Here is a 14,921-nt window from a genome sequence, read left to right as displayed (position 1 = left end):
GGCGCTAGCGCGGCGGGCGGGCGTTGTCCGAGTAGTGCGTGCGGATGAGCGAGATGATGGTGTCGGCGGTGCGGTTGAGGTGGGTGCGGCCGTCGGGTAGTTGGGCCGTCGGGCTGATGTAGCTGCGTGGCCCTACGTGGGTGGCCGGGTCGAGTTGGTGCACGGTGATCTTGCCGGCGCGGACGGCCCGGTTCCATCCGGTACGGCGGAACAGTCGCCAGCGCTGGGGGAAGATCCACCTGCCGACCCGCTCGATCCGGTCGCTCGTACTGGTGAGCTGGTGCAAGTGCTGAGCATGGGTGAGGTCGTTCGCGCCGTTGTGGAACGCACCGAGCAGGATCAGCAGGATCGGGGCGCGTAGCTGGCTGTACAGCTTGTCGACCGCGCCGGTCGCGACCTGGGCGCCGCCGCTGTAGCTGAGCAGCACAACGGGGATACCGCTGCCGGGCTCATAGCCCGCGAGCCGGAGCTGAGTGGCGATTTGGTTGCCGACAGCACGGTTGTACAGCGGTCTGTACCGCCGGTCGGCGGCGACGAACGTCTGCATGACGTTGTGCAGGAACAGCAGCAGCCCGGCACGTCGGCGCAGCCACGCCCAGACCGGTCGATCGGCGAGCGGATCGGCCAGGGGCGAGTAGGGCTGTACCTGACCCAGCACCCGCAATTCCGGCGCTCCGGCGATCAAGGCCTTGACCAGCTGACCGCCGTCGCGGCTGTCGTGGAAACGCCGTTTCCCGATGCCGTCGAGGTAGACCAGGTACGCCGCCGGTGGACGATCTGGGGCCGCACCACGGGCATAGGGCACGCCCGCCGGGAGCTTCGTGGTCGGTTCCCGCCAGCCGACGCTGTAGACGAGTAGCTCGTAGCGAGCCAACAGCGCCTCGATGATCAGGGCGACCCCGAGTCCGCCGATCCAGAGCACGAGGCCGTTCATGGGACCGGTACCCCGATGGCGAGGATCCTCGCGACCAGACGCCGTACGAGTTCAACGGCGACAGCCAATCCGGCCCCGGCCGCGGCCACGCAACCGGCGGCGGCACCCCAGCCCAGCGCCGTCGCATCCGCGACCACGCCGGCCAGACCTGCTCCGACTCCCACGAGAAGGAGCAGGTGCAGCATGGGTCCCAGCAACGGGAACGCGAGCACCGCCGCGAGCACCAGCGGAGCGACCAGGCCCGGTGTCCACAGCAACCCGGCGGCGTCGGGCGGGGGAGTGGACAGTACGGCGTCCGCCAGGGTCCACGCGGTCAGCGGCCACAGCGCGATCACCGTGGCCTCGACGAGCGTGCCGGTCAGCAGCAACCCGACCACCAGAGTCCGTGACATACCCGGACGACGCGATGCCATCGGCAGGACGCGCCCCGCCGCCTCCGACAGGCCGGCAATCAGCACGAGTACGACGACGAGCGACATCGTCAGCCTCGCTGCGAGGGATCGACGGAAGCAACCGAGCCGGTCCGCTGCAGGTAGAGCTTAAGCTCGTCGGCAGCGCGTCGATAGCCACCCGCCTCGCGCTGTGCGGCCTGCAGCGTGGCCGCGGAGGTCCGGAACCCGGGTTCGTCGAGCAGACGCGCGGCGAGCGTGCGCACGGAAGCCTCTGAGACGTCCTGGGTGCGGATCGACAGCCCGGTGCCGAGCTCGACGACGCGATGGGCCACCATCGGCTGGTCAGCCCCCTGTGGGACCACCAGCATCGGAACGCCGGCGTACATCGCCTCGTTGACGCTGTTCATCCCCCCATGGGTGACGAACAGCGCGGCTCGGGCCAACACGTCCGGTTGCGGGACAGATCGTCGTACTAGCACGTTGGCGGGCAACGGATCGAGTGCGGCGGGATCGGTCTGGCCGCAGGAGACGATGACGGTGCCGCCCAGTGGGGCGAGCGCGGTGGCGAAGGTGCGGAGCAGCTGGGGGTCGGCCTTGAACACCGTGCCCAGCGAGACGTACAGCACCGGGTCCTGCAGTTGGTCGGCCGGGAACGACAGGTCGGCCGGGCGGGCACCGATGCTCGGGCCGATGAACCGATAGGACTGGTCGAAGTCCTGGGCGGCAGGCTGGAACGTGGGCGAGGTGTAGACCAGGTTGAGCGGCTGGCGGATGTTCCCCAAGTCGATCAGCGGCAACCCGCGCGCGTCGTACTGGCGATGCAGGTCCCAGCGCGCCCGCAGGTAGCCGGGTCGAGTCGAGGCAGCGGCCAACAGGTCCCACGAGGCGCGGGTGGGGCTGGGCACCTGCCGGTTGAACGCGAACGTGGTGAACGACGACACCGCCGGTACCTCGAGCTCGCGCGCGGCGACAGCACCCCACAGACAGGCGGAGTCGTGGACGATCAGGTCTGGCTGCAGGCCACGCAGGTCCGCGATCACAGCAGGCAGCACCTGTACGGCGGTGCGCGCGAGCCCCTCCAGTAACGCGACCGGCGTCGGCGGATCGGGGAGTGGCTGATCGCCACCGGGGTAGAGGCGCACAGTCGCGCCTGCGGCCTCGATCTCGGCCCGGAACGCCGGCGAGGTGTGATAGCTGACCGAATGGCCGCGCCGGACCAGTTCGGCCACCACCGGCAATGTCGGGTTGACCCGCCCGTGCATGGCGATGTTGAGGAACGCGACCCTCATGATGCACACCCTCCTGATGGGTTCTACCGGGAGAGACCGGGTAGCGGCCCGATCTGTGACCGCCGGCTGCGATTAATTCGGTGGCGGGCGTGATCAGGGCGCTGGTAGCGTGCTCGGTCTGTCTTTTCGGGTGGCTTCTTGCACGCGCGTGAAGGATCGAAACGAACCGGATGTCTCCGGGGCGGGACCCTGTGATTGCCGCCAGTCCGTCGTTCGTACACCTGACACCGAGTCGAGGCTCCTTTCGATGGTCGAATCCGCACTGATCCCTGCCGAACTCGAGGCCGAACGGGCCTTCCTCACCGACGCCCGCGCGGCACTGCGCCGGATGCACCGAGCGGTCGAGGGCCGTGAGGTCCCGGTCATCGGCGGTGAGGACAACGACGAGCGCTTCACCAACGAGGCCAACGCCCGCGCCCACCAGCAACGGACGATGGCTCTGATCGACCTGCCCGACGTACCGCTGTTCTTCGGGCGGCTCGACTACGAGGCCGGCGCCATCGAGCAGCTCGACCAGATCTACATCGGCCGCCGGCACGTTCACGACGGCAGCGGTGTGCCACTCGTCATCGACTGGCGGGCACCGGTGTCGGTGCCGTTCTACCGGGCGACCCGCAGCGACCGGCAGCGGGTGCTGTTGCGGCGCCGGTACGGTTTCTCGGACCACGCCGAGCTGACCGGTTTCGAGGACGAGCCGCTGATCGGCGCCGGTGAGGCCGATCAGGCCGACGCGTTCCTGCGCGCCGAGATCGAACGCCCGCGCACCGGGCCGATGCGCGACATCGTCGCCACGATCCAGCCGGAGCAGGACGACCTGGTCCGGGCGCCGCTGCATCCGACCGTCTGTGTACAGGGCGCGCCCGGCACCGGCAAGACGGCAGTCGGCCTGCACCGGGTTGCGTACCTGCTCTACACCGAACGGGAACGGCTCAGCCGTGGCGGTGTCGTGATCGTCGGGCCGAACCGCTCGTTCCTGTCGTACATCCGCAAGGTCCTGCCGGCGCTCGGCGAGGTCGACGTACGGCAGATCACCATCGACGAGTTGATCACCCTGCCCGCCGCCGCGTCGGACGAGTCGGAGGCCGCGAGGGTCAAGGGTGACGCCCGGATGGCCGCCGTGTTGCAGCAGGCTTTGTGGTCGTACGTCGGGACGCCGACCGAGGGAATCCTTTACAGCAAGGGTTCTCAGCGGTACCGCGTCCACGACTACGAGCTTGTGGACATCGTGTCGGCGCTGCGCGAGTCGACGCGATACGCCCCGGGACGGAATGCGCTCGCGCAACGGATCGCACACGCCGTACTGGTGCTGATGGAGCGGCGTGGTGAGTCGCCGGACGACCGGGTGCAGAACGCCGTGGCCCGCTCGAAGCCGGTGAAGCAGCTCGTCGATGCAGTGTGGCCTCGCGTCGTACCCGAGCAGGTGTTGTGGCGGCTGTTCTCCGATGCCGACTTCCTGGCGCAGGCGGGCGGCGACTTCACTGCGGAGGAGCGGGCCGCACTGCTCTGGCAGAAGCCGCCGCGGTCGTGGAAGTCGGCGAAGTGGTCGGAAGCGGACGCGGTGTTGCTCGACGAGCTCGAGGACCTGATCGAGCGCCGTACCGGATCACTCGGCCATCTCGTTCTGGACGAGGCGCAAGACCTCTCGGCCATGCAACTGCGCGCGCTGGGCCGGCGTTGTCGCACCGGGTCGGCAACGGTCCTCGGTGACCTGGCTCAGGCAACGACTCCGTGGGCCGCGGGCTCGTGGGATCGGGTGCTTGATCACCTCGAGAAGACGGACGGCGTCGTGGCCGAGCTCGACCGGGGTTTCCGGGTGCCGGACCAGATCATCGATTTCGCGGCGAAGTTGCTGCCGGAGATCGCGCCCACGCTCGGGGTGCCGCGTGGTGTCCGCACGGTCGCTGACGCGCTGAGCATTGTCCAGACCGACGAGGCTTCCTTGTCGGACGCGCTTGTCGCCTTCTGCCGGAATGCCTTGGCCGGCGAAGGTTCGGTCGCAGTGATCGCGGCCGACGATCAGGTCGTCCAGCTCCGCGACGCGCTCGCCGCCACCGGGCTCGAGCCTGCCCTCCTTGGCGAGACGGAGGAAGAAATGGACACGATGCGGCTGGTCTGCGTCCCGGCATCGCTCGCCAAGGGCCTGGAGTTCGACGCGGTGGTCGTCGCCGAGCCGGCCCGCATCGTGGCCGCCGAACCACGGGGCCTCCACCGCCTGTACGTCGTACTCACCCGAGCCGTCAGCCGCCTCCAGATCGTCCACGCCGAGCCGTTGCCCGCCGCCTTGACCTGAGTGCCATGCAACCTCGCTGATCGGGCCATCCGTCTTGAGGGGGACAAGGAGAGAGTGGGAGGCGCGAATGGCGGATCGGGACCGGGAGTACGTTGAGTTCGTCGAGGCGATGAACGTGTCGTTACGGCGGACCGCCTTCCTGGTCTGCGGAGACCGGCACAAGGCGGATGACGTCGTCCAGGACGCGCTCTACAAGTTGTACCTGTCCTGGCCGAAGGTGCGCGGGGTGGGAAACCCGCACGCGTACGCCCGCCGGATGGTCGTGAACGCGGCGCAGGACGGCCGGCGGCGGCCGTGGCGCCGGGAGGTCGCGATCGCCGAGTTGCCGGAACGCATTCAGCCCGACGACTTCACCGCCGGTCACGCCGACCGCGACGAGGTCCTCGAGGCGCTGCGGCGGCTCGGTCCCCGGCAGCGCGCCTGTGTGGTGCTCCGGTACTACGAGGATCTGTCGGTCGAGCAGACGGCCGAGATTCTCGGCTGCTCGCAGGGCACGGTGAAGAGCCAGGCGGCACGCGGTCTCGAGACTCTCCGGCAGGCCATCGACCGGGCGCGGCGCATCAGCCGCGCCTCATGAAGGAGAACAACATGGACGACGTACGGGAAGTCGGTGAGGAACTGCGTCGACTGGCCGATGCCGAGCAGTTGGATCCGTTCGACACGGCGACGTTGTTGCAGCGTGGTCGGCGGGGGAGGCGTCGCCGCAAGCTGCTCGCCGTCGGTGGGACGGCGGTCAGCGTGGCCGCGGTCGCTGTCGCGGCCGCCGTACTGCCCAATCTCGACACCGCCGGCGATGGGAGTCGCGTGGCCGGTGGAGGACAGGATGCGGGTGCCAACTCGTCGTTCGGGCCGGTCCCCGGGGTTCCTCGAGGCGAGGAGTCCGCCGGACAGAAGCTGACCGAGGAAGAGGCGACGCGGCGGTGCGCGCTGCGATATCCGCAGTACACACGTCCGCTCGGCCGGGGCATGTTCGTGTCGGGCCGCACCGTCGAGTACGAGACCGAGGTCGGCCAGAAGTTCCAGGAGTGCACGATTCCCGGTGGGGACAAGCCGTCGGCGGAGTTGATCGCGGCGGCCAGGCGGGATCCGATGCCGACGTCGACCGCCGGACAGCTGCGCAACTGCTCGGTGCAACTGTGGGTCGACCTCACCAATTGGCGCGTGACGGCGTCGGATCAGGTGAAGGGCTTTGCGACCAGTCTGGTCGCGGTGTCACCGTCCGGACGCAAGGCCGTTTCCTGCCTGCTCGACCCATCCGCGGACGGGGCGATGATGAGCTATCGCTCGAACTCGATGTTCCTCACGTTGAACGCGCTCGACGACGCTTTGGACCCCGTCGTACCCGGCGGCTCGGGATACGCCGAGCTGCGCGCGGGCAGCAGCGGTTCCGCCCACTGCCCGGGCACACCCTGCAAGGGCTGGTACGCCTTGGAGTACGGCCGGGTCGCGGCGAACATCACCAAGGTCCGGATCCAGCTGACCGGCTATCCGCAAGTCCACGACGTCACCGTCACCGACGGCTGGTACGCCATCGCCTGGCTGAACCGTTCCTTCAAGGGTTCCGACCCCCACTACACAATCACCGGGTACGACAAGACCGGCAAAGCGGTCAAAGTGATCGCGAAAACCTGACCTGCCGGCAGCCGGGTCGGCCGGTCACTCGGGGAGTGGCTGGCCGGCTCGTTCGGCGACCAGGTAGCTCGCGTACCACTCAGGCCAGTTCTCGTCGTCCGCCGGCGGCGTGAACTGGACGACCCGGAAGCCGTTGTCGAAAGCAAAGTCCGCGTCGAGCCACACCGGAGACGCGAGTGGCATTCCATCCGGGCGGCTGAATGCCCTGTGGAAACTCGGGTGTTTTTGTCGGTGGGGGTCGTTACGGTCGGTGGGGTGCTGACTCTGCTGCGGTATGCGTTGCGTGTCTCACCTGGTAGCACTGCTTTGACGATGGGGCTTGCTGTTCTCGGTTCGGTGCTGGGGATGGCGGTCACGTTGCTGACCGGTCAGGTCGTCGGAGCTGTTCCAGGTGTGATCGACGCTGCCCCCGGAGCGATGTCGGTCGGCGGGTTCGGCTGGCTGCTGGCGGCGCTGCTGGTCGTGTTCATCCTCCAGAGCTTGACGCCGGCGATTCATCAGGTGGCCTCGCAGATCCTGGATGCGGCGCTCGTCCGGGAGATCGGCAACGGCATCACCGAGCCGTTGCTGCGGCCGCGCAGAGTCGCGCATCTCGAGGACACCGAGGTGCTCGACATGCAGGAGCGAGCGAAGGGCAAAGGCGGATTCCACCTCGCCGAGGGCTTGGGGAATCTGCCCTGGCTGCTGGCCAGCCGGGTCACGCTGGTCGGCTCGGGGGTCATCGTCGGGGTGATGTTCTCCTGGCTGGTCGCCGCGATGCTGGTCGCGGTGGCTTTTCTGCTGGAGTGGTACGGCGGCCGCATGATCGCGCGCGAGATCGACGTGTGGTGGGGTAACACCGAGGAGCAGCGGCGGGCCAACTACGTGTTCGACCTCGGCATGCGGGACGCGCCCAAGGAGTTGCGTGTCTTCGGATTGCACGGCTGGCTGGTCGACCGGTATGTCCGGGAGTGGACCGCGGGCTTCAGCGCGGTCTGGGCGCGGCGCGGCAAGAACGTGAAGTGGTCAATCCTCACCGGCGCCCTGCACCTGGCCGCGAACGGGTTCGCCATCCTGCTCGTCGGCCGCGCCGCACTGAACGGCGACCTCCCACTGACCGAGGTCGCGACGACAGTCCCGGCGATCCTGTCCATCGGGGTGGCGATGAACTCGTACGGCGTCGTCCAGGTGAAGCGGGGGTTGTCGGCGTACCGGGCGATGCAGGAGCTGCCGGGCACGATCGCCGAGCGGCACCCGGAGCCGGAGCCGTCGACGCGGCACCGGGTGGAGACCATGCCGGCGCGCGAGGTCCGGTTCGAGAACGTCAGCTTCCGCTACCCAGGCTCGGACGTCGATGTGCTCCGCAACCTCGACCTCACGATCAACGCGCACGAGGCGCTCGCTCTCGTCGGCGTCAACGGTGCCGGCAAGTCGACGCTGGTGAAGCTGCTCGGTGGTGTGTACAGACCGACCGAGGGGCGGATCACGGTCGACGGCGTGGACCTCGCGGAGCTCGACCTGGCCGGCTGGCAGCGGCGGATCGCCGCGATCGTGCAGGACTTTCTGCGCTTTCCGTTGTCGGTCACCGACAACGTCGTGTTCGGCGCGGTCGAACGGGCCGACGACGAGATCTCGCTCGCGAAGGTCGCGCGGGAGTCCGGTATCGACGACGTGGTGCGCGGCCTGCCGGACGGATGGGACACCGTGCTCGACAAGACGTTCGACGGTGGCGTCGACCTGTCCGGTGGGGAATGGCAACGGATCGCGCTGGCGCGTGCGCTGTTCGCCGTACACGCAGGGGCCGGTGTGCTCGTGCTGGACGAGCCGGCGGCGGCGCTGGATGTGCGCGCCGAGGCCGAGCTGGTCGAGCGCTATCTCGAGCTGACCTCGGGGGTGGCGTCGCTGATCATCTCGCACCGGTTCTCGGTGGTCCGCAACGCGCACCGGATCTGTGTACTCGCCGACGGGCGAATCGTGGAGGACGGGACGCACGAGCAGTTGCTGGATCAGGGCGGGACGTACGCCGCCATGTTCCGCCTGCAGGCCGAGCGGTATGTGACCTTCCCCGAGGAGCCGGAGAGCGAGGCGCTCGATGCGTAGCCTGCGAGTCGCCTGGCTGTGGCTGTCCACGTCGTTCCGGGCCGCGCCGTTGCTGATGGCGATCTCCACCGTGCTCGTCGCTGCGCGCGCGGTGTCGGCGCCCGCGCAGACGTTCGGCATCAGCCTGCTCGTCGAGGGGCTCGCCAACAACCGCTCGAACACGATCGCGCTCGGCATCGGCATCATCGTGGGCGGCCTGGCCATCTCGTTCGTCGCCGACGTCGTGGGCTGGCCGCTGCAGGACACGGCTCAGGAGCGGATGGCCGGCCGGGTCCACGCCGACCTGCTGGACGTGACGACCGGCATTCCGGGCCTGACGCATCACGAGCGGCCCGACATCGCCGACCGGCTGGAGCTGGTCCGCGAACGCGCCTGGCGGATGGGCGTCGGCGCCGAGGTGCTGCTGTGGGCGTTCGCGACGGTGGCCAACACGGTGACCGTGCTCGGGTTGCTCGGGTCCGTGCATCCACTGCTGTTGCTGCTGCCGTTGTTGGGGGTGGCACGGATCTGGTCGGCGTACGTCAGCAGCGTGCGGTCGCACAAGGCGTATGAGGACTCGCTACCGCAGGAGCGGCTGGTCGACAAGCTGATCGAGGTGTCCAAGGACGCGCGAACGGGGCTCGAGGTGCGAGTCTTCGGGCTCGGGCAGGTGCTGCTGGACAGGATCCTCGCGTTGCAGACGCAGCGGTTCCGGCGGCGGGTCGAGGCAGCTCGTTGGGGTGGCAAGGTCGACGGGTCGGTGCGGCTGGCGTTGGGTCTCGCGTACGCCGTGGCGATCGTGTGGGTGATCGCCCGCGCGTGGAACGGGCAGCAGACGGCGGGTGAGGTGGTGCTCGTGCTGCTGCTGGCGCCGCAAGTGGATCAGATGACCGGTGGTATCGCGCGCAACGTGTACTGGGTGGGCGAGGTCGTGCGGAGCTTCAGCCGGTACGACTGGTTGCGGGAGTACGCGAAGGACAACTCGTGGCGGACCAGCATCGATCCGGCACCGCCGAGGCTCCGGTCCGGCATCGAGCTGCGTGACGTCGGATTCTCCTACCCCGGCACGGATTTCGCCGTACTGAGTGATGTGAATCTGACGCTGCCGGCGGGTTCGGCGGTCGCGTTGGTGGGGGAGAACGGTGCCGGGAAGACGACGCTGGTCAAGCTGCTCGCGCGGATGTACGACCCGACGAGCGGACGGATCCTGGTCGACGGCGTGGACCTGGCGACGATCTCTCCGGACTCGTGGCGGTCGCAGCTGTCGGCCGGGTTCCAGGATTTCGTCAAGTTCGAGTGGACGGTCCGGGAGGTCGTGGGCGTCGGCGACGTACGACGGGAGTCCGAGGAGGCGGCGGTGCAGGCTGCCGTCGCGCGAGGCGACGCGGAGTCCGTTGTCGCTGGGTTGCCGCGCGGGCTGGACACGCAGTTGGGCAAGAAGTTCACCGACGGCGTCGAGCTGTCCGGCGGGCAGTGGCAGCGGCTCGCGCTGGCGCGGGCGTTCATGCGTGAACGGCCGCTGCTGTTGCTCCTGGACGAGCCGACCGCGGCGCTGGATCCGGAAGCCGAGCACCGGTTGTACGAGCAGTACGCCGCAGCTGCCAGAGTCGCCGCGGCCGAGACCGGCGGCATCACCGTCCTGGTCTCACATCGCTTCTCGACTGTCCGGATGGCCGACCTCATCGTGGTGATGCACGACGGCCGTGTCGAGGAGGTTGGCAGTCACGAGGCGCTCCTCGCGTCAGGCGGTCGGTATGCCGAGCTCTTCGAGCTGCAGGCTCGTGCTTACCGGTGATGCTTTAGGTTTGGGTTGTGGCGAAGCAGTGGGCATGGGTGGCGGTCGGAGCTGTTGCCGTGGGTGGATTGGCCGCCCAATGCAGCGATGAGCCGGGTACGACGGGTGCCCCGAGCGCGACGCCGTCGGTCAAGCCCACGCCGACGCCTTCCGCTGTCAGTACTCCGAAGCCCTGGTACGAGGACTACGACCCGGCCCATTTCGCCGTACAGGTCCGGAAGTACGCCGGCCAGGCGGGGATCCGGCCGCAGTTGCTGATGGCAATCTTGTACAACGAGTCGTACAAGCCGCACGACCCGGAGCTGGAGCGATCGTGGGCGAAGATCGACTCCAATCCGGCGTTCGGGATCGCGAACATGCACAAGCCAGCGTTCGACGACACCAAGCGCGGTCGTTCGTTCGCCAAACGGAAGTGGGAAGAGTTGCCCGACGATCCAACCCTGGCCATCGAAGCCGCGGCCTGGCACCTGCACGACCTGGCCAGGCGACTACCTGACAAGCGAGCCAGCCGGCTCAGCAAGGACGAGTTGCTTGCCCTGGGCTACAACGCCGGCGGCGGCAACATGCGCCTGTTCGCCCGCGGCACCAAGCCCGGACCGCAGGCGCAGTCCTACCTCGACCGCCTGCACGAGAACTGGACCAAGTCCGCCGAGGCGGTGCGCGCATGATCCGGATCGGGATTGCCGGGATCGCAATCGAGTCGAGTACGTTCTCGCCGCATCGCAGTACGCTGGACGACTTCCGGGTGACGCGGGGCGAGGAACTGCTGGCGCGGTACACGTTTCTGGGAGCGATCGAGGGCGTGGAGTGGGTCCCGCTGCTGCACGCGGTGGCAGTGCCCGGCGGGCCGGTCACCGAGGAGACGTACGAGCAGCTGGCGGGGGAGATCTACGAGTTGCTCGGTACGGCGGGATCGCTGGACGGAGTGTTCATCGACTTCCACGGGGCGATGAGCGTGCTCGGCCGGACCGACATCGAGGCCGAGTTCGTCGCCGGCATCCGCGCGATCGTGGGACCGTCGGTGTTGCTGTCGGCATCGATGGATCTGCACGGCAACGTGTCGCGTGAGCTGGCCAGCACGCTCGACCTGATCACCTGCTACCGCAAGGCGCCGCACACCGATGCCTGGGACACCCGGGAACGCGCGGCGCGCAACCTGGTGAGCCGGCTGCGTTCCGGCGGCCGTCCGCACAAGGCATGGGTGCAGGTCCCGGTGTTGTTGCCGGGCGAGAAGACGAGCACGCGGATCGACCCGGCCAAGCGGATCTATGCGATGGTCGACGACGTCGAGGCGATGGACGGCGTACTGGACGCGGCGATCTGGGTCGGGTACGCGTGGGCGGACGAGCCGCGCTGCCAGGCCGCGGTCGTGGTGACCGGGGACGACCCCGACATCATCACCGAGCAGGCGAAACGACTCGCCGACGCCTACTGGGATGCGCACGACGAGTTCGAGTTCGTCGCGCCGACCGGCACCCTCGAGGAGTGCGTCGACCGTGCCCTCGCGAGCACCGCGCGGCCGTTCTTCATCAGCGACTCCGGCGACAACCCGACCGCGGGCGGCGCCGGCGACACGTCCTGGACTTTGGACGCGCTGCTCCGCATGCCCGCGATCACGGCGGAGTCCGGACTGACCACGATCTACGCCGCCATCGTCGACCCCGCGGTGACTGCGACCGCGATCGACGCAGGCGTCGGTACGACGGTGAGCGTGAAGGTGGGCGGCAAGATCGACTCCGGTCCGTGTGGACCAGTTCCGTTGACTGCTGAGGTAGTCGCAGTCGATCCGGTCGGCGGAGTCGCCGTACTCGGCATCGGTGGATTACGCGTCATCGTCACCACCCGCCGTAAGCCGTACCACTTGGAGTCCGACTTCACCGACCTCGGCCTGGCCCCGCGTGACGCCGACCTCGTCATCGTCAAGATCGGCTACTTGGAACCCGAGCTTTACGCGATGGCCGCCGACTGGCTCCTCGCCCTCACCCCCGGCGGCGTCAACCAGGACCTCCTGCGCCTCGGCCACCACCACATCGACCGACCTATGTTCCCCTTCGACCCCGAGATGGCCACCCCGACCCTTACGCCTGAACTCCTCTAGTCGTGGTCCTTCAGGAAGGTGGGCGGTTGGCCGGTGAGGGCTTCGCGGGAGCTTAGCCAGGCGGCTGTCTTGCGGGGATGGCGGCGTTCGATCTCGGCGAGGAGGAGTTCGCGGGCCCGGGCGGCGGTGGCGGCTTCGTCGGACTGGGCGGCGCGGCGGAGTTCGGCGGCGGTGGCGACCCAGACGGCGTACAACTGGGCGTCCGTCCAGCTGCTGAGCTCAGCCACGATTCTCCTTCGAAGGGCGGCGTACGGATCTGTTGAGCGTTCAGACGGGCCGGTACCCGCGGGGGGGTCGAGAACGACACGAGATCTCAAAGATCCCTCAGCGTCGTCGTCAACTGCGACGACCGCAAGGCTTCGTAGTCGGCCGCGGTCAAAGGCTGGGTGGTCAGCGCGCCGTCGGCAAGCAGGGCTCGACGGGAGCGCCGTCTCGCCAGAACGTCACCTTGTCGACGGTCTGCAGCGCCGTTACGGACAGGACGATCTGTCCGACGGCCAGCACGTTCTCGGTAGCCGAGCGGCCGTCGGTCTCGCCGGTGAGCTCGAGACCGACGTGCTCCGCCGGACCAGACTCGACCGTGTCTTCGAGGTCGAGGCGGCGTGACAGATCCTGGGGGCGAGCCGCGGTGAACCAGTCCGAGCACGAGTCGAGCCGGCCCGACTACGTCGACCCCGCCACCCGGCAGCTGGACTGACCTCACAAGGGCAGTGGCTCGGGGGCTTCCTGTGGTTGGGACAGCGGTGAGCGGGGGCCGAACCAGGCGTCGAGGACGGCGTCGTCGCCGAGCGCACCAAAGGGCGCCGGCGCGCGCTCCAGAATTTGGAGCAGCGCAAGCAGTCGCTGCGTCGTCTCGCACATCATCGGACCCTCCGACAGGCCGGACCAGAGCTTCGGCGCTGCTTCTCGGAACACCGATGTCTACCCACCACATCGGTCAGCACCCACTGATCGTTACAGCGACGGTGTCAGTCGGTGAGCCAGGGGCGGAGTTTCTCCGGGTTGCGGATGGCCCAGATGTGCTTGATGCGGTCGTCGGCGACGTCGAAGGCAATGACGGTGACGGTGACTCCGTCCTCCTGGGCGACCAGGCCAGGTTGTCCGTTGACCGTACGCTCGAGCAGCGTGATGCCCGGGCTGCGGTCGACCAGGCCGGCGAAGAATCGGGCGACCTGCTCGCCGCCGGCGATCGGGTGGAGCTGGGCGGTGACGAGGCCGCCGCCGTCGCCGATCGCGACCGCTTCGGGGTCGAGCAGACCGATCAACGCCTGGATGTCTTTGGCCTCCCACGCCTCCTTGAAGCCCCGGACGAGACTGGCGGTCTGGGCCGTCGGAGTCGGCGGGGTCTGGGCGGCGGCGATGCGGCGCCGGGCCGAGGTGGCGAGCTGGCGGCAGGCCGCGGGGGAGCGGCCGACGATCTCGGCGACTTCGGGGAACGGGTACCGGAAGACGTCATGCAAGATGAAGGCCACGCGTTCGGCCGGGGTCATCGACTCGAGGACGACGAGGAACGCCATGTTCACCGACTCGTCCAGCGTGACCCGGTCGGCCGGGTCGACGGCGGTGCCGGCCGATCGCCACTCGGACCCGTCGGGGAGCGGCTCCGGGATCCATTCGCCGACGTACCGCTCCCGCCGGGCCCGGGCGGAGCCGAGCAGGTCGAGGCAGATCCGGCTGGCGACCTTCGTCAGCCAGCCGCCGGGCGATTCGATCGCCTCCTGCTCCGGCCGCGACATCGCGTACCACCGGGTGTAGGTCTCCTGGACCACGTCCTCGGCATCGGCCAGCGAGCCGAGCAGCCGGTACGCCAGGTTGATCAGTTGGCGCCGTTCGCTCATGATCGCGCTCAGGCCCGGATCGAGCCGCTCGTCCCCTGATCCGGTCATGGTCTCCACAGTTCCCTTCGTCGGGTCTCCCATTCACCAGGTACGACGAAACGCCGTACCGAAGTGTGAGGTCATCACAATCCGGAGTGCTGTGTCGTCGTATTGATCATGACCACACAACACGCGGTAGACGAAGTAGACATCCGGCAGCGGATCGACACCTTGGTCGAGTCGGTGCGGGCGAAGGACCTGGACGGCATCAAGACGATGTTCGCGCCGAACCTGGTCTCGTTCGACATCGAGCCGCCGCTGCGGCACCTGGGCGCGGAGAAGAAATGGGACAACTGGATCAAGGTCTTCACGTTCTACCAGGATCTCGACTACGAGATCGGGGACCTCACCGTCCTGGTGAACCGTGACCTGGCCGTCGTATACAGCGTCAACCACATCAGCGGCACGCTGCAGACCGGCGACAAGACCGACTACTGGGTCCGGTGGACGGCTTGCTTCCGCAAGATCGACGGCACCTGGCTGATCGTTCACGACCAGGTGTCGGTGCCGACCGACTTCGCCACCGGCCAGTCGAAACTCGACCTCCAGCCGTGAA

General features: G+C 68.3%; 16 protein-coding genes. 8 read left to right on the top strand and 8 right to left on the bottom strand.

Going from position 1 to position 14,921, the window contains the following annotated elements; all coding sequences use genetic code 11:
• Nucleotides 1-4 precede the first annotated feature (4 nt).
• Genes V9K99_RS15435 through V9K99_RS15425 form a run of 3 tightly spaced genes read right to left on the bottom strand, consistent with a single transcriptional unit; the run spans nt 5 to nt 2,615 of the window.
• Nucleotides 5-934, bottom strand: coding sequence for a hypothetical protein (locus tag V9K99_RS15435; protein WP_337012211.1), 930 nt, complete (start codon nt 932-934; stop codon nt 5-7).
• Complete coding sequence (locus V9K99_RS15430) at nt 931-1,413, bottom strand: hypothetical protein (protein ID WP_337012209.1); 483 nt, start codon at nt 1,411-1,413, stop codon at nt 931-933. The genes V9K99_RS15435 and V9K99_RS15430 overlap by 4 nt, the downstream gene beginning before the upstream one ends.
• A 2-nt stretch (nt 1,414-1,415) precedes the next feature.
• A complete protein-coding gene (locus V9K99_RS15425) occupies nt 1,416-2,615 on the bottom strand; it encodes a macrolide family glycosyltransferase (protein WP_337012207.1) in 1,200 nt (399 codons plus the stop codon).
• Between the two features lie 247 nt (nt 2,616-2,862).
• Here V9K99_RS15425 and V9K99_RS15420 point away from each other — a divergent pair, with 247 nt between their 5' ends.
• From V9K99_RS15420 to V9K99_RS15410, 3 genes are all read left to right on the top strand, one after another.
• Nucleotides 2,863-4,905 carry a HelD family protein gene (locus tag V9K99_RS15420; protein ID WP_337012205.1) on the top strand — a complete coding sequence of 681 codons (2,043 nt, stop codon included), beginning with the start codon at nt 2,863-2,865 and terminating at the stop codon, nt 4,903-4,905.
• Between the two features lie 67 nt (nt 4,906-4,972).
• A complete protein-coding gene (locus V9K99_RS15415; protein WP_337012203.1) occupies nt 4,973-5,482 on the top strand; it encodes a SigE family RNA polymerase sigma factor in 510 nt (169 codons plus the stop codon).
• An 11-nt stretch (nt 5,483-5,493) separates the two neighbouring features.
• Nucleotides 5,494-6,537 (top strand): hypothetical protein, encoded by a 1,044-nt coding sequence (locus tag V9K99_RS15410; protein WP_337012201.1) that lies wholly within the window; start codon nt 5,494-5,496, stop codon nt 6,535-6,537.
• 24 nt (nt 6,538-6,561) lie between these two features.
• Here the strand turns inward: V9K99_RS15410 and V9K99_RS15405 are convergent, their stop codons facing one another.
• Nucleotides 6,562-6,720, bottom strand: coding sequence for a hypothetical protein (locus V9K99_RS15405; protein ID WP_337012199.1), 159 nt, complete (start codon nt 6,718-6,720; stop codon nt 6,562-6,564).
• Nucleotides 6,721-6,792: 72 nt separating this feature from the next.
• Here V9K99_RS15405 and V9K99_RS15400 point away from each other — a divergent pair, with 72 nt between their 5' ends.
• From V9K99_RS15400 to V9K99_RS15385, 4 genes are read left to right on the top strand one after another with little or no spacing between them, the layout of a single operon-like run.
• The gene (locus tag V9K99_RS15400; RefSeq protein ID WP_337012197.1) at nt 6,793-8,616 is read left to right on the top strand and encodes an ABC transporter ATP-binding protein; all 1,824 of its coding nucleotides are present in this window, start codon (nt 6,793-6,795) and stop codon (nt 8,614-8,616) included.
• The gene (locus tag V9K99_RS15395) at nt 8,609-10,390 is read left to right on the top strand and encodes an ABC transporter ATP-binding protein (protein ID WP_337012195.1); all 1,782 of its coding nucleotides are present in this window, start codon (nt 8,609-8,611) and stop codon (nt 10,388-10,390) included. The genes V9K99_RS15400 and V9K99_RS15395 overlap by 8 nt, the downstream gene beginning before the upstream one ends.
• A 17-nt stretch (nt 10,391-10,407) precedes the next feature.
• Nucleotides 10,408-11,058, top strand: a complete 651-nt coding sequence (locus V9K99_RS15390; RefSeq protein ID WP_337012193.1) for a transglycosylase SLT domain-containing protein — start codon at nt 10,408-10,410, stop codon at nt 11,056-11,058.
• Nucleotides 11,055-12,488 carry a M81 family metallopeptidase gene (locus V9K99_RS15385; RefSeq protein ID WP_337012191.1) on the top strand — a complete coding sequence of 478 codons (1,434 nt, stop codon included), beginning with the start codon at nt 11,055-11,057 and terminating at the stop codon, nt 12,486-12,488. Before V9K99_RS15390 ends, V9K99_RS15385 begins: the two co-directional genes overlap by 4 nt.
• Here the strand turns inward: V9K99_RS15385 and V9K99_RS15380 are convergent.
• From V9K99_RS15380 to sigJ, 4 genes are all read right to left on the bottom strand, one after another.
• On the bottom strand, nt 12,485-12,715 hold the full coding sequence (locus tag V9K99_RS15380; RefSeq protein WP_337012189.1) for a hypothetical protein: 231 nt from the start codon (nt 12,713-12,715) through the stop codon (nt 12,485-12,487). The genes V9K99_RS15385 and V9K99_RS15380 overlap by 4 nt on opposite strands.
• Nucleotides 12,716-12,878: 163 nt before the next feature.
• The gene (locus V9K99_RS15375; protein WP_337012271.1) at nt 12,879-13,097 is read right to left on the bottom strand and encodes a GerMN domain-containing protein; all 219 of its coding nucleotides are present in this window, start codon (nt 13,095-13,097) and stop codon (nt 12,879-12,881) included.
• A 90-nt stretch (nt 13,098-13,187) separates the two neighbouring features.
• Entirely contained in the window at nt 13,188-13,403 is a 216-nt protein-coding gene (locus V9K99_RS15370; protein WP_337012187.1) for a hypothetical protein, read from the bottom strand.
• A gap of 53 nt (nt 13,404-13,456) precedes the next feature.
• Complete coding sequence (gene sigJ / locus V9K99_RS15365; protein ID WP_337012185.1) at nt 13,457-14,374, bottom strand: RNA polymerase sigma factor SigJ; 918 nt, start codon at nt 14,372-14,374, stop codon at nt 13,457-13,459.
• A 108-nt stretch (nt 14,375-14,482) separates the two neighbouring features.
• Between sigJ and V9K99_RS15360 the strand changes: the two genes are divergently transcribed.
• A complete protein-coding gene (locus V9K99_RS15360; protein WP_337012183.1) occupies nt 14,483-14,920 on the top strand; it encodes a YybH family protein in 438 nt (145 codons plus the stop codon).
• Nucleotide 14,921: the final 1 nt, after the last annotated feature.

The sequence above is a fragment of the Kribbella sp. CCNWLW201 genome (assembly GCF_037203805.1).
In the GTDB taxonomy this organism is placed as follows: Bacteria; Actinomycetota; Actinomycetes; order Propionibacteriales; family Kribbellaceae; genus Kribbella.
The sequence above is the reverse complement of the archived record's forward strand: the minus strand, read 5'-3'. Positions and strand labels throughout refer to the sequence as shown.

What these genes read in the sequence shown, in the direction of transcription:
- V9K99_RS15435 (WP_337012211.1), bottom strand. Translation starts at nt 934, where the DNA reads ATGAACGGCCTCGTGCTCTGGATCGGCGGACTCGGGGTCGCCCTGATC.
- V9K99_RS15430 (WP_337012209.1), bottom strand. Translation starts at nt 1,413, where the DNA reads ATGTCGCTCGTCGTCGTACTCGTGCTGATTGCCGGCCTGTCGGAGGCG.
- V9K99_RS15425 (WP_337012207.1), bottom strand. Translation starts at nt 2,615, where the DNA reads ATGAGGGTCGCGTTCCTCAACATCGCCATGCACGGGCGGGTCAACCCG.
- V9K99_RS15420 (WP_337012205.1), top strand. Translation starts at nt 2,863, where the DNA reads ATGGTCGAATCCGCACTGATCCCTGCCGAACTCGAGGCCGAACGGGCC.
- V9K99_RS15415 (WP_337012203.1), top strand. Translation starts at nt 4,973, where the DNA reads ATGGCGGATCGGGACCGGGAGTACGTTGAGTTCGTCGAGGCGATGAAC.
- V9K99_RS15410 (WP_337012201.1), top strand. Translation starts at nt 5,494, where the DNA reads ATGGACGACGTACGGGAAGTCGGTGAGGAACTGCGTCGACTGGCCGAT.
- V9K99_RS15405 (WP_337012199.1), bottom strand. Translation starts at nt 6,720, where the DNA reads ATGCCACTCGCGTCTCCGGTGTGGCTCGACGCGGACTTTGCTTTCGAC.
- V9K99_RS15395 (WP_337012195.1), top strand. Translation starts at nt 8,609, where the DNA reads ATGCGTAGCCTGCGAGTCGCCTGGCTGTGGCTGTCCACGTCGTTCCGG.
- V9K99_RS15385 (WP_337012191.1), top strand. Translation starts at nt 11,055, where the DNA reads ATGATCCGGATCGGGATTGCCGGGATCGCAATCGAGTCGAGTACGTTC.
- sigJ (WP_337012185.1), bottom strand. Translation starts at nt 14,374, where the DNA reads ATGACCGGATCAGGGGACGAGCGGCTCGATCCGGGCCTGAGCGCGATC.
- V9K99_RS15360 (WP_337012183.1), top strand. Translation starts at nt 14,483, where the DNA reads ATGACCACACAACACGCGGTAGACGAAGTAGACATCCGGCAGCGGATC.